Annotated in this window: 10 protein-coding genes and 2 tRNA genes; 3 read left to right on the top strand and 9 right to left on the bottom strand. The window is 55.5% G+C overall.

Translation table 11 applies throughout. From position 1 onward, the window contains the following. Positions 1-153 precede the first annotated feature (153 nt). The 7 genes from rsmH to BM181_RS11655 all read right to left on the bottom strand — a co-directional run bounded on the left by rsmH (position 154) and on the right by BM181_RS11655 (position 5983). Entirely contained in the window at positions 154-1245 is a 1092-nt protein-coding gene (gene rsmH / locus BM181_RS11685; protein ID WP_075445157.1) for a 16S rRNA (cytosine(1402)-N(4))-methyltransferase RsmH, read from the bottom strand. A gap of 8 nt (positions 1246-1253) precedes the next feature. Continuing rightward, positions 1254-2075: a Cof-type HAD-IIB family hydrolase gene (locus tag BM181_RS11680; RefSeq protein WP_075445155.1), complete on the bottom strand. Its 822-nt coding sequence runs from the start codon at positions 2073-2075 to the stop codon at positions 1254-1256. A gap of 233 nt (positions 2076-2308) precedes the next feature. Then, on the bottom strand, positions 2309-3595 hold the full coding sequence (locus BM181_RS11675) for an adenylosuccinate synthase (protein ID WP_075445153.1): 1287 nt from the start codon (positions 3593-3595) through the stop codon (positions 2309-2311). 152 nt (positions 3596-3747) lie between these two features. Beyond that, on the bottom strand, positions 3748-5040 hold the full coding sequence (purB, locus tag BM181_RS11670; RefSeq protein WP_075445151.1) for an adenylosuccinate lyase: 1293 nt from the start codon (positions 5038-5040) through the stop codon (positions 3748-3750). 190 nt (positions 5041-5230) lie between these two features. Beyond that, a complete protein-coding gene (locus BM181_RS11665) occupies positions 5231-5707 on the bottom strand; it encodes a VanZ family protein (RefSeq protein ID WP_075445149.1) in 477 nt (158 codons plus the stop codon). A 74-nt stretch (positions 5708-5781) separates the two neighbouring features. Continuing rightward, positions 5782-5858, bottom strand: a tRNA-Val gene (locus BM181_RS11660). Positions 5859-5906: 48 nt separating this feature from the next. Beyond that, positions 5907-5983, bottom strand: a tRNA-Val gene (locus BM181_RS11655). A gap of 152 nt (positions 5984-6135) precedes the next feature. On the opposite strand from BM181_RS11655, the gene BM181_RS11650 reads away from it, so the two are divergent. The 3 genes from BM181_RS11650 (at position 6136) to BM181_RS11640 (ending at position 9913) form a co-directional block, all read left to right on the top strand. After that, positions 6136-6846, top strand: a complete 711-nt coding sequence (locus BM181_RS11650; RefSeq protein ID WP_075445147.1) for a phosphatase — start codon at positions 6136-6138, stop codon at positions 6844-6846. Between the two features lie 37 nt (positions 6847-6883). Then, positions 6884-8317, top strand: coding sequence for an amino acid permease (locus BM181_RS11645; RefSeq protein ID WP_075445145.1), 1434 nt, complete (start codon positions 6884-6886; stop codon positions 8315-8317). A 111-nt stretch (positions 8318-8428) separates the two neighbouring features. After that, positions 8429-9913, top strand: coding sequence for a class I adenylate-forming enzyme family protein (locus BM181_RS11640; RefSeq protein WP_075445143.1), 1485 nt, complete (start codon positions 8429-8431; stop codon positions 9911-9913). Between the two features lie 57 nt (positions 9914-9970). On the opposite strand, the gene BM181_RS11635 is transcribed toward BM181_RS11640, so the two are convergent. Next, entirely contained in the window at positions 9971-13000 is a 3030-nt protein-coding gene (locus tag BM181_RS11635) for an efflux RND transporter permease subunit (RefSeq protein ID WP_075445141.1), read from the bottom strand. Further along, entirely contained in the window at positions 12997-14094 is a 1098-nt protein-coding gene (locus BM181_RS11630; protein WP_075445139.1) for an efflux RND transporter periplasmic adaptor subunit, read from the bottom strand. Before BM181_RS11630 ends, BM181_RS11635 begins: the two co-directional genes overlap by 4 nt. Positions 14095-14490: the final 396 nt, after the last annotated feature.

The raw sequence follows: 14490 nt of genomic DNA, 5'->3' as shown, positions 1-14490 counted from the left end.
AAAATATTTTTAGCAAAGCATCTAAGTGAAGCGTTGGTACTCCCCTGCCCGGCGGCGCGGTATTCTACGAATAAATTCCTGGTAATTACAAACTGAAATTTATCACAAAAAGTCCACTGGCACATTTCTGCATCAGTGGACTTTTGAATCCATCTACTCCTCACTCTTGACTGCCCAGCGCAGTTTTGTCGAGTGGGCGCGGCTATTGCGGTAGCACTCTTCTTTCGTGGGACGAATGACATCTTTGGCAACATCAGCATATATACCCTGCTGCAAGAAAGCCTTGAAGGCTTTCTTGACGATGCGGTCTTCCCCCGAATGAAAAGTCAGGATAGCGGCGCGGCCGCCAGGCGCGAGAGCTGCCGGAAGTTTCTCCATGAACTCATAGAGCACTTCATACTCATGATTGATATCGATACGCAGGGCCTGGAATACGCGGGCACTGCTCTTTTTGATGAGTTCTGCCCGTGCCAGTGCCTGTTTTTTTGTGCTATAACCAGCCCGTTCAGCCATTTCTTTCGGCAATTTGACCTTTGCCAGCGCCTGTCCAATGGCCTCATGCAAGTCTTTTGTCGTCCGGATGGGACGGCGGCGGCGCGATTTTACCAGATAGCGCGCGATTTCCTCCGCATAGGGTTCATCGGCATTTTCCTGCAGCATACCGATAAGCTCATACTCATCAATATCACTAAGCCGTTCGGCGGCTGTAATGCCCGCTTCGGGATTAAGCCGCAGGTCAAGCGGTCCTTCGCTTTTATAGGTAAAACCACGTTCTGGATTATCGATCTGCATCGACGAAACACCGAGATCTGCAAGAATGAAGTCAAACGGCCCGGTCTCGCGTACAAGTTCGTCTATCTGGCAGAAATTCATATCGCGAAGTTCCCATAGCTCTTCGCCAAAGCCCTTGGCGCGGATACGCGCCTCGGTCTTCTTCGATTCTATCGGGTCGATGTCGCCGCTAATGAGATGCCCCTTGCCCGCCAGTTTTTCCAGCATTGCACAGGTATGACCGCCATAGCCAAGCGTCGCATCAAAGCCACGCTCACCAGGCTTTATCGCCAAAACCTCTAAAATCTCATCAACCATGATGGGGATATGCATGCCGGCCGGCGTGTTGCCCTTGGCAATGACATGGGCGATTTCCTCGCCGTACTTTTCCGGATTCAGTTCTTTGTATTTTTCTTCAAAGCGCCGCGGATATTTGCCGCTATAATGGATGCGCCGTTTGTGTTGCTGTTCCATCAAACGCCTCACATCGAAAAATGCTTCGCCAATGTCACGGCGATACCGTCCTCGTTATTGGACAGCGTAACTTCATCGGCCATTTCCTTGAGCTCATCGCAGGCGTTGCCCATGGCGACGCCATAACCGGCGAACTCAAGCATGCTCATATCGTTCTGGGCATCGCCGAAGGCCATGACCTCACGACGATCGATGCCCAGCTTATCACAGGCATGTTCGAGCGCACTGAGCTTCGAAACGCCCTTGATTGTCCCTTCATAAAACCACGGTGCCGACTGGACAAACGACATCTTATCCTCAAAACCACGGCGAATATCGGCAAGATGCGGCACAAGGATTTCATTGGGAGCCGCCGTCAGGATCTTTACGGGATTGAAACCACGCTGCTCTACGGCATCGGCGATGTTTTCTACGATTTCGATGCCCAGATTGTTATTACGGCTCTCATCCATGACTTTGTGACGGCTGGCGTCCGTAGTCAGGATGGATACGCCATCATCGACAATGGGCGACAGTTCCGGCCATGGCTCCAGATGGCGCAGGAATTTGACAGCCGTCTCATTGTCAATGCTGCTATCGAAAAGAATTTTCTTCGTCGTGGCATCCTCGATGCGGCCACCGTTATAGGAAATGCGCAAACCATGATATTTGTCGAGTTCCAGTGCCTCGGCCTCGCGCTTGAGTCCCGGGGCCTGCCGCCCCGATACCAGTGCGACTACCACGCCCTGTTTCTGCAGGCTCATGATTGCCTCTTTCGTCTTCGGCGTAATCACTTTATCATCATTATTGAGCGTGCCATCGAGGTCAAATGCCAACATCTTATAAGCCATATTTCTGTCCTTTCTTGACTGCTATCTGTTCAGTAGGTATAATCAGTAGGTATAATTAATATATAAAAGACGTCCTGCTGGTAACAGGACGCCAGAGGCTATCGCTAGACGTTCAGCTCCAATTGGATAAAAGGGAATTAACCGCCTATCGTTTTGATAACACTCCGCCGCCATTATAGCATAAAAGCCCATCTACTGACAATCCAGCAGATGGGCTTTCCTATTACGCAAAATCAAAAGATATCTTTGGCGATAACGATAGTCTCATCGCGGTTCGGGCCAACGGAAACGATGCCGAGGCCGATACCCGTTACCTCAGCCATACGCTCGAGGTACTTGCGGGCATTTTCCGGCAGGTCTTCGTACTTGCGGACCTTGCTGATGTCGGTCTTCCAGCCTGGGAAGGTCTCATAGACCGGCTCAACTTCTGCCAGCACCTTGAGGCTGGCCGGAATCTCGTTGAGGATTTCGCCTTTGTACTTGTAAGCGACGCACATCTTGATCTCGTCGAAGCTGTCGAGGATATCGAGACGCGTCACAGCCATGTAGTCGATGCCCGAAAGCAGGCCGGCATAGCGGACCACGCAGGCATCGAGCCAGCCCGTGCGGCGCGGACGGCCCGTAACAACGCCATACTCATGACCTTCCTCACGGATCTTATCGCCGATCTCATTGAGCTGCTCCGTCGGGAAGGGGCCTTCACCTACGCGGGTGCAGTATGCCTTGACGATACCGACCACCTTGTCGATAGCGCGCGGTGCTACACCGCAGCCGACGCCAACGCCGCCCGAAATCGGATGCGAAGCCGTAACATACGGATACGTACCATAGTCGATGTCAAGCATCGTAGCCTGGGCACCTTCGAACAGAATCTTGCGGCCTTCTTTGACTTCGTCATTGAGCAGTGCGATAGTATCGCAGACATACGGACGCAAGCGGTCAGCATAACCATTGTACTCGGCGAGGATTTCCTCATAGGAGAGCGGCTCATGGTCATAAAGCAGCTTGAGCTCACGGTTCTTGATTTCAAGATTTGCCTTGAGTTTCTTGGCAAATTCCTCGCGGTCGATGAGGTCGCAGACGCGGATGCCGATGCGGTTATCGCGGTCGATGTAGCAGGGGCCGATACCATTCTTGGTCGTGCCAATCTTGTTCTTGCCACGGGCTTCATCGCCAATGCCATCCATCAGGCAATGATACGGCAGAACGACATGGGCACGGTTCGAGATGCGGATTCCCGAAAGGTCGATCCCACGAGCAGCCAGTGCATCCATCTCCTCGAGCATAACCTTCGGGCTGAAGGCAACACCGTTGCCGACGACACAATGCGTGCCCTTGAACAGGATGCCCGACGGCATCAGGCGGAGCTTATAGGCCTCACCATCGACGACGACCGTATGGCCGGCATTGCTGCCGCCCTGGAAACGGACGACCGTCTCAGCCTGCTGGGCCAGATAGTCTACGATCTTGCCCTTGCCTTCGTCGCCCCACTGGGTACCGGTAACTACTACTGTTGACATAAGATTTCTCTCCTTAATAACCGCTGTCCACCAGCTGGCAGACCAACTATGGCAGCGAATCCATCCCGCAAAGCCTGCAAAAAGCCCCTACGGGTATAATAACGCCGTAAGGGCTCAATCTTTGAGCCCACGGCTCATCATAACATATTGAATTACAGACCGAAACGCTCGAAAATCATGTCGACGCGGCGGATGAAGAACTTGTAATCGAAGCAGTCATCGATTTCTTCCTTCGTCAGATACTTCGTGATATCCGGATCGTTTTCGACGCTCTCCTTAAAGTCTTTGCCTTCCATCCAACGTTTCATGGCATTGCGCTGTACCCACTTGTAGGCATCCTCACGCAATACGCCTTTGCTGACGACAGCCAGCAGCAGACGGGAGCTGTACATGAGACCGCCCGTGCGGTTCATGTCGTGCATCATCTTCTCCGGATAGACGAGCAGCTTATCAATGATATTCGTGAGCTTCTTCGTGCAGTAGTCGAGGTTGATCGTCGTATCCGGCAGGATGACGCGCTCAACAGAGGAATGAGAGATGTCGCGCTCATGCCAGAGCGTGATGTCTTCCATAGCGGCTACGGCATTGCCACGGTTCAGGCGGGCCATGCCCGAGATGCGCTCGCAGTTGATGGGGTTGCGCTTGTGCGGCATAGCCGAGGACCCCTTCTGGCCCGGGGAGAAGTACTCCTCGGCCTCACGGATATCCGTGCGCTGCAAGTTGCGGACCTCGGTCGCGATTTTCTCGAGGGTGCTCGATACGATAGCCATCGTCGTGACGAACTCGGCATGACGATCGCGCTGGATGACCTGGGTAGCCAGGCGAACCGGCTGAAGGCCAAGGGTCTTGCCGACCATTTCCTCGATGCGCGGATCGATATTGGAGTAGGTACCGACAGCACCCGAGAGCTTGCAGACCGAAACTATTTTCTTCGCATGCTCGACGCGCTCGATATCACGCTCGATCTCAGCGCTCCAGAGCAAAAGTTTCAGACCGAACGTCATCGGCTCCGCATGGATACCATGGGTGCGGCCAATGCACGGCGTGTGCTTGAACTCTACCGCACGGCGGCGCAGCACCTCAAGGAATTTCTTGAGATCATCGATGATGATGTCAGCAGCATCGCGCATCATCATGCAGTATGCTGTATCCTTGACATCGCTCGAAGTCAGGCCTTTATGGACGTACTTGGAATCATCACCAACATTTTCGGCGACGTTGGTCAGGAAGGCGATGATATCATGATGCGTAACGGACTCGATTTCCTTGATACGCTTGACATCAAATTTAGCCTTGGCGCGAATGTTCTTCGCAGCCTCAGCCGGAATCTCGCCGATCTCGGCCATTGCGTCGCAGGCAGCCATCTCCACATTCAGGATCTGCTGCCATTCGTTCTCGATGGACCAAAGATGGCCCATCTCCGGGTTGGTGTAACGTTCGATCATTAGTGATTTCCTCCTCATTTTCCTGGCGGCGTCACTGCACCGCGGAAGTGAAAACACGACGAAAAAACTCAAATTGACCTCTCCCCTTGGGGTGCAGGCCTCATTTTGAGTCTGGAGATTTCCTTATTTCCCTTGACTATAATAGCAAATCTTGCCTGTCACTGTCAACGAAAACTATTGTTCAAACACATTAGTCCGCCGTTGGAAGAAAACGGTACAGCAAATAAAACAGCAGCTCTACGACCAAGATGCCCATAAGCGCCCCCGAGGAATCCAGCGCCACATCAGAAAGCTGACATGACCGGCCCGGACTGAACTGCTGCAGGTATTCATCCATGCCCGCCACCATAGCGCAAAGGCAAACGGCGAGCAGCGTACAACGGCTAAGCAGCTGCCGTCCCCGGTTCATAGCTGCCGCGAAAAAAGAGCGCAGCATCATACCGAGCAGTGCAAACTCGGTAAAATGTGCAAGCTTGCGCACGAAATGATCGACCTCCCGCCAGGAAAGCGTACCACCGCTGAGCTTGACCAGCTGTACAAGCAGCAAATCAAAAAACTTGCTGGCCTCGCGTGAATTCACTGCATCCTGCAGGGAATTATGCCAAATAAACGCCGTGACCAATATCGTCAGCAGCAGGAATACTACCGCCTTACGCGTAATCTTCAATCGTCATCCTCCTATCGGATCCTTCAGGCAGATAAAACAAAAGCCGTACGGAAGCGTACGGCTGGATTTCCTTATGGTGCTCGCTGAGGGATTCGAACCCCCGACCCCCTCCATGTGACGGAGATGCTCTAGCCAACTGAGCTAAGCGAGCAGATAAACAAAAAGGACCCGTCGTCAGACGAATCCTCAACTTTCTTAATGGTGGGGTTAACAGGATTCGAACCTGTGACCTCCTCGATGTCAACGAGACACTCTAACCAACTGAGCTATAACCCCATGTCATAACGACAAGATTTATTATACAGGCACCTTTGCTGAATGTCAACACTTTTTCACAAAAAAGTTGCAGAAAACGCACTTTTCCTGATTAGCAGTCTGCTATATAATAGTAACCAGTGATTTTGTTTTTATCAGGAGGCTTTTCTGTAATGATGGATTTACTGGACGTACATACACATACCATTGCGAGTGTCCATGCCTACAGCACCCTGCGCGAGATGATTACTGCCGCTAAAGAAAAAGGCCTGCAGCTTATCGGCATTTCCGACCATGCACCGGCCATGCCCGGCGGATTCCATGAGTTCTATTTCTGCAACTTCAAGGTCATCCGCCCCGAGGCCTATGGCATCGATGTCGTCATGGGTGCCGAGCTCAACATCATGGATTTTTCTGGCTCCATAGACCTCAAGCAGCACCTACTCTCGCGTCTCGACTATGCAATCGCGAGCCTGCATGATCCCTGCATCCGGCCGGGTACGCGCGAGCAGAATACGGATGCACTGCTCGGCGCCATGCGCCAGCCCAAGGTGCGGATCATCGGCCATCCCGATAATCCGCTGTATCCGGTCGACTTCGACGCGCTGGCCAAGGCAGCACGCGAGCATAACGTGCTGCTCGAGGTCAACAACAGCTCCTATACCCCCGGCGGCAGCCGCAAGGGTTCCCGTGAGCTCGCAGGCGAGCTGCTCGCCGCCTGCAAAAAGCACGGCACCATGGTCATCATGGGCAGCGATGCACATATCGACCTCGACGTCGGCAATCACGAATACGCGCAGGAAATGATTGCCAGATACGGCTTCCCCGAAGAACTCGTCATCAACAGCGACCCGCAGAAATTCCGCGCGTTGCTGAAAGGCTGAATCTCGCCCATATATTTAGGAAGGACTGACACACTCTATGAATTTATTCCGCACCAAGAGCATTGAGCAGATGCGTGCCGCTGCCGAAAACTCCGGCATGGCCAAGACACTCGGCGCCGTCGACCTCATCCTCTTAGGCATCGGCTGCGTCATCGGCACCGGCATCTTCGTTCTGACAGGCGTCGCTGCTGCCAAATACGCCGGCCCAGCTGTCACTATCTCATTCATCCTCTCAGGCCTGGCCTGCGCACTGGCTGGGCTTGCCTATGCCGAATTCTCTTCGATCGTACCGGCCTCGGGCAGCGCGTATACCTATACCTACGCCTCCTTGGGCGAATTCATCGCCTTCATTGTCGGCTGGAATCTCATCCTCGAGTACACCGTCACGGCCAGTGCCGTCGCCTCGGGCTGGTCAGGCTATGTCACCGGTCTCCTGCAGAGCGCCGGCATCGAAGTCAGCCATGCGCTGACCCATGTACCGGCTGACGGCGGCGTCATCAACGTCCCCGCCATCCTGATCACGCTGCTGCTTACCTTCTTCTTAATCCGCGGCACCCAGGAGAGCACGAAGCTCAACCGCATCCTCGTCTTCATCAAGCTGGCAGCCGTCTTCATCTTCCTGCTGCTGGCCGGGCCCCATGTCGACACGGCAAACTGGCAGCCCTTCATGCCGTTCGGTGCCTCGGGCATCGCCGCCGGCGCGGCCATTGTCTTTTTCGCCTACATCGGCTTTGACGCCGTCGCGACTTCGGCGGAGGAATGCAAGAACCCGGCCCGGGACCTGCCGATCGGCATCATCGGCTCCCTCGTCGTCTGCACGGCACTCTACGTCATCGTCGCAGGCGTGCTCACAGGCGTCGTGCCCTATACCGAGCTCAACAACCCTGAGCCAGTAGCCTTCGCCCTGCGCTATATCGGCTACAACCTTGGCTCGGCTGTTGTCGGCGTCGGCGCTATCGCTGGCATCACCACCGTTCTGCTCGTACTGCTTTATGGCCAGGCCCGCATCTTCTTTGCCATGAGCCGTGACGGCATGGTACCAGCACGCGTCTGCAAGATACATAAACGCTACCATACACCGTATATTGTCACGGTGCTCGGCGCCATTTTCGTTTCACTGATTGCCGGTTTTGCTCCGATTGGCCTGATTGCCGAGATGGCCAACATCGGTACGCTCTCGGCCTTCCTCGTCGCCGCCATCGGCGTCATGGTGCTGCGCGTAACCAAGCCAGATGTACCGCGCGCTTTCCGCTGTCCGCTGGTCTGGCTTGTCGCGCCGCTCGCAGTGCTCGCCTGCGGCTATCTCATGGCCCATCTGCCCCTTGACACCTGGATCCGCTTCCTCGTCTGGTGCGCCTTCGGCTGCCTTGTCTACTTCGGCTATAGCTACCAGCACAGCACCGTCGGCATCCAGCAGCGCAAGATCCGCCATCTGAAGAAATATCCGCCAGCCGAACCTGTCAAAGAATGATTTCCCAGCAATTTTCGCTTTGACAAAGGTTAGTACCTGGTATAAAATTATCATCATCCAATCGATACTATCCGACATTCACTTAGTTTATAAATAAGAAAGAGTGATGAAATGTTTATTCATGACCTCATCCGTCAGGGAGCACCTGACGCGATGGCCATCATTGACCACCAGCGCCGTTTCACTTATAAAGACTTCCAAGATGCGGTAGATGCCTGCCGCAACCGCCTCTACGCTGCTGGCGTCCGCCAGGGCGACCGCGTCGGCATCTTCTCGCGCAACAGCGCTGAGTTCGTCTTCGCCTTCATGGGCACGGCATCCTTAGGTGCCATTGCTGTCCCCATCAACTTCCAGCTCAGCAGCCGCGAGATCGCTTACATCGTCAAGGATGCCGGCATCGAAACGATCCTGACGTACCAGCCGCTGAATCTCGCTGACGCCATGGCTCAGCTGCGCTGTGACCTCAAGGTCGCTCAGATCGATATCCGCAACATCGGCAAGCCAAAAACAGGCATCGCCGAGGCGCCGAAGCTCTCGGACTACTTCAGCGAGGACAACCCGTGCGAGATCATCTACACCTCGGGCACGACAGGCAATCCGAAAGGTGCCGTCCTCTCCCATCGCAACATCGTGGCCAACACTCAGCAGATGTCGTTCATGGGCTGCAAAGCCGAGCACAACGTTCTCTGCGTGCTGCCGATGTACCATGTCTTCGGCCTGACCTGCTCGGTCTTCTATCCTTTCAGCGTCGGCGCGACGGTTGCCATCCTTGACTCCTTCACGCCGAAGGAGACCATTGCCACGATCCGCGACGAAAAGATCACGGACCTCTATATCGTACCGTCGATCTGCAGCCTGCTGACAAAACTCGCCAGCGAAGAAGACATGAAGACTGTCCGTCTCGTCGTCAGTGGCGGCACGACCCTGCCCCTCAAGATCCAGCAGGACTTCATCGGCAAGTTTGGCGTCGATATCTGCGAGGGCTACGGCCTCTCCGAGACGTCGCCTGTTGTCACGATGAACCCGCCCCAAAAGGCCAAAGTCGGTTCCTGCGGTCCGATTGTCCCCGGCCTCAAATGGAAGCTCATCGACGATGCCGGCAACGAAGTCGCGCCGGGCGAACCGGGCGAGCTCGTCGTCAAGGGCGATAATGTCATGCTCGGCTACTGGAATCTGCCAGATGTCACCCATGACGCTATGCGCGGCGGCTGGTTCCACACAGGCGACGTTGCCCGCGTCGACGACGAAGGCTATATCTACATCGTCGACCGTATCAAGGACATGATTATCAGCATGGGTGAAAATATCTACCCGCGCGAGGTCGAGGAGCTCATCTACCAGTTCCCGGGCGTCTACGAAGCCGCTGTCGTCGGCATCGAGGACAAGCTGCGTGGACAGGCAGGTGCCTGCTTCTATAGCGTGCACGAAGGCGCCGATGTCAACGTCCGTGCCCTCAAGAAATTCCTGCAGGCCAACCTCGCGCTCTACAAGATCCCGCGCGAATTCCACCAGCTCGACAAATTGCCGCGCACTACAACCGGCAAGATTGCCAAGAAAGATATTCTGAAACAGTTCCAGGAAGGTAAGATCAAATAAAAACAAGCCTCGTTGCATCTTGCGTGATGCAACGAGGCTTGTTTTTTATCCAGCCAGTCACGCGCTGCGCCGCCCATGGATCAGCTCGTAGACCGTCGGCACGACAACAAGTGTCAATAGTGTCGAGGTGATGACGCCGCCGATGATGGCGTGGGCCATCGGGGCGCGGGCCTCAGCTCCTGGGCCAAGGCCCAATGCTATCGGCAGCATGCCGAAGACAATGACCAGGCTCGTCATAAGGATCGGCCGCAAGCGGATGCAGCCGGCCTCGACCAATGCCGCCTGGCAGTCCTGACCCTGCCGCATGCGCTGCTTAGCGAAATCGATAAGCAGGATAGCGTTTTTTGTGACGAGCCCCATCAGCATCATGATGCCGATAAGCGATACGAGACTTATCTCGCTGCCCGCAAGGAACAGGCCTGCCAAGGCACCGATCAATGCCAGCGGCAGGGAGAACATGATGGCAAAGGGCTCACTGTAGCTCTCGAACTGCGCAGCCAGTATCATGAAGATGAAGGCGACAGCCAGGCCAAGTGCCATGGTCATATTGGCAAACGAATCATCCATATCATTGCTGGCCCCAGCCTGACCGACCTTGTAGCCAGCCGGTATTTCCATGTTCTCCAGCTGTGCGAAGAACGCCTCATTGGCCTCGCCCATCGAATTCCCGTCGACATTGGCCGTCAGCCGGATCTCCTTCTGCCGGTCATAGCGGCGGACATCGCTGGCACTGGTCGTATACTGCCAGCTGGCAACCTGCGAGAGCGGCACGAGCATCGCCCGGCCAGCCACCTGGCGATCGCTGGGCACATAGACCTGCCGCAGCATCTCTGTCCGGCTGCGGCCGTCAGCAGACAGGCGCAGCCGGATATCGACACGTTCATCCTTGTCGCCGAACTTGCCCACCGTAGTGCCTGAAAGCAGCGTCTGCAGCGTCGTGCCGATGGACGAGGAAGAAATACCCAGATCACTGGCGCGGTCGTCGCGCAGCGCCAGATTGAGGTTCGGCAGCCCCGCATGATACGTCGACGCAATATCCTGCACCCCCTGCACCTTCTCCAGCTCCTGCTGTACCGCATCAGCCAGCGGCACAAGCTCCGCCTGCGAAGGGCCCGTCACCGAGATAGCCAGGGGCTTGTCGTCGCTTTCCACAAAATCTGCCCGCACGCCGGGAATCCCATTGAACCGCTGGCGTACCTCCGCAATGATCTCCTTCTGCGAGCGGTCACGCTCCTTCTTCGGCACGAGCTGCACAAAGAGATTATGCTCGCGATTTGCGGTCGTTGCATAGACATGACGGACCTCAGGAATCTGCTGCAAGACCTGCGTGAGTTTCGCAGACTGCTTGTCCATGGCCTCAGCTGTCGCATCCGAGGCGGCCTGTACCTTGGCCGTGAACTGCGCCTGATCCGTCGTCGGCATAAAAGTCGACCCCAATAAAGGAAACAGGCAAAGACTCAGTAGAAACAATCCCGATGCTGTTCCCAATACGCGGCCACGGAAGTCCTGCAAGAGATACGCCAGGGTCTTGCCATACCAGTCCGTCACACGCGCCAGCCCCGCCTGCCAGTACGCCCAGGGACGTTGCAGGAATCTGGGCATCGCGGGCTCACCCACAGGCAGGTAAAGAGCCGCCATCATCGGCGTCAGTGTGAACGAAACAAACAACGACACGAGGACCGCAAAGGCTATCGACAGGCCGAACTCCTTGAACATCTGGCCATCGACCCCCGACATGAAGCCCACAGGCAGGAACACTGCCGCCACCGTGAACGTCGTCGCCATGACTGCCAGCGCAATCTCCTTCGTGCCATCGACAGCCGCCTGCTTGGCATCCTTGCCCATCTGGCGGTGACGGATGATATTCTCGATGACGACAATGGCATCATCAATGAGCAGGCCTACCGATAGCGATAAGCCCAGCAGCGACATACTGTTGATGGAAAAGCCCGCCAGCTTCATGAACAGGAACGTCGAAGCGATCGAGGCTGGTATCGCCAAGGCACTGATTACCGTACTGCGCCAGTCGCCGAGGAACCAAAATACGATGGCCACGGCAAAGATGCTGCCGATGATGAGGTCAAACCAGACCTCGGCAATCGACTCCGAGACCCGCGCCGCATCATCGCGCACCAGCTGCAGCTCCATGCCAGCCGGCAGCTCGCCCTTCAGCTGTTCAAGCTCCTGCTTGACGGCGGTCGCCACCTTGACGGCATTGCCGCCCGACTGCTTGCCGATGGCGATGCCGATTGCCGGATGGCCATCATAGCGCGCAGTCGAGGTGATATCCTTTATCGTATCCCTTACCTCGCCGACCTGCCAGAAATAGATGGGCGTATTATCGCGCGTGGCCACAATGGCCGTATCAAACTGCTGCACTGCTGTGAAATTGCCCGCCGTGCGCACGGAAAGCTGCTGAGAATCCGTTTTCAGTTTGCCAGCTGGCACATCCTGATTGACAAGCCGCAACTGGGAGGCCACCTCAGCCGGTGCCAACCCGAACGTATTGAGCTTTTCCTGGTCGAGCAGCAGCTGGATCTCCCGCTCCTGCCGGCCGCTTATCGTCACCTGCCCGACACCACTTATCTTCTGGAGCCGCGGTTTGCGCACATCATCGACAAAAATACTGATTTCCCGCAAGCTCGCCGTATCCGAAGTGATAGCCAGCGATACGACGGGCTGGGCGTTCATATCAAAACGCGAAATGACCGGCTCCTTGACCGTATCGGGAAGTTCTCCGCGGATGGCGCTGATCTTGTCACGCACCTCCTGTGCTGCCTCCGCCGGATTGACGCCGAAGTTGAACTCCACATTGATTTCCGCCTCGCCCTCGCGCGAAGTCGACTCGATATGCTTGACCCCGCGCGCTTCACCTACGGCCTCCTCGACCTTCTGCGTGACCAGGGCATCCACCGGATCGGGCTGCGCCCCTTCATAGGTGATGCTTACCGACACATATGGCAGGCTCGTATCCGGCATCTCATCGACATTCATCTTGCCATAGTTGATGATTCCCATCAGGATCATCGCAGCCAGGACAACCGTCGCGAAAACCGGCCGTTTGATACTGATTTCCGGTAAACTCATTCCTCCGCCCCTATCTGTACGATATTGCCATCTTTCAATTTGTCGAGGTTATCGGTCAGGATGATCATGCCTTCTGCAGCCCCCTCGGTGATCTCGATGCGGTCACCGAGGATATCACCAACCTTGACGCGAACTTTCTTCGCCTTGCCGTCCTCGACAGTGAAGACATACTGCACACCCTTTTCTCCCAGCACAGCCTTCTGCGGCACAGTAAGTACCGGCTGCGGTTCGCCGAGATCCAGCTGCACCTGTACAAACATGCCCGGCTTCAGCAGCAGATCCGGATTGTCCACGCGGATCTTGACCTGGAACATACGGTTCTCCTTGCCCGCCACGGGGCTTATCACATCGACCACACCGCTGAACGTCTTATCCGGATATGTATCGACTGTGACAGCCACGGTGTCCCCCATCTTGAGATTCGCCATATCACGCTGCTCAACCTGGATGACAACATGCACTGCATCAATCTGCTCCACAGTCATGACCTGATTCCCGGCCACAATGTTCTGCCCATTCGTCAGGTTCTTATTGGCAATGACACCATTCACCGGACTTACAACAGTCGCCTCAGCAACCTGCTTTTCCGCACTGCTGCAATTGGCCTGGGCCGAATCGTAATCCGCCTGGCTTGCCAGCATCTTCGTGCGTGCACTGTCGAGCTGCTGCCGCGAATACGCCCCTTTTTCATAAAGCACTTCGCAGCGCTTATAATCCTCACGGTCATTGGCATACTTGGCCGCCATCTGATTGACGCTATTCTGCGCGACACGCAGTGCATTGCGCAGCTCGACCGTATCGAGCACAAAAAGCGCCTGCCCCGCACGCACAGCCCGCCCATCTTCCACCAGCACCTGCGTGACCTGCCCGGAAAACCGGCTGCTTATGATGGACGACGTCAAGCCCTCCACCGTCCCCGACAACGGCATCGTCGCCGGCTTCATGGTCAGCGCCACCGTGTCCGCCGACACCGCCAGAGGCTGCTGGCCGCCAGCCGCGCCATCATCCTCTGCCCCAGCCATCCGCCACCCCATAATGGCCAATACTACAGCAAAAAGCCCCAGCATCATCATTCGCGTCTTATGTTTTTTCATCCTAACTCCTTTATTGACTTCGGTCAGTAATAATTATAGTACTATATGGATCAACAAAATTGCAGTTTATCTGTCCGTACGTGGTTAAAACAAACTCGGTACAGCTCAGCTTGGGTGGGGGCGGGTGCACTTTTTCTCCGCTCCCGCTAAATGACCCGCGCGGCTGCTTTAGTACGTACTTAGATACATGTGCCGGGCAGGCCAGCGGCACGCCAATACATCGAATCGTTCTAGGAAGTACGTGCTGCGGGCCATCCCTCACTGCGTTCGGGCAAATCGCTCCCGCTGCGAAGAAAGTGTACCCGCCCCCGCCCTCTGCTACGTTTGGATAAGCCTGCTTTGTTCCGGCAATAGGTTACGAATTACATCGATGTGCTTGTTACGAGAGAAACGGTT

The organism is Pseudoselenomonas ruminantium, assembly GCF_900113715.1.
Taxonomy (GTDB): domain Bacteria; phylum Bacillota; class Negativicutes; order Selenomonadales; family Selenomonadaceae; genus Selenomonas_A; species Selenomonas_A caprae.
The sequence above is the reverse complement of the archived record's forward strand: the minus strand, read 5'-3'. Positions and strand labels throughout refer to the sequence as shown.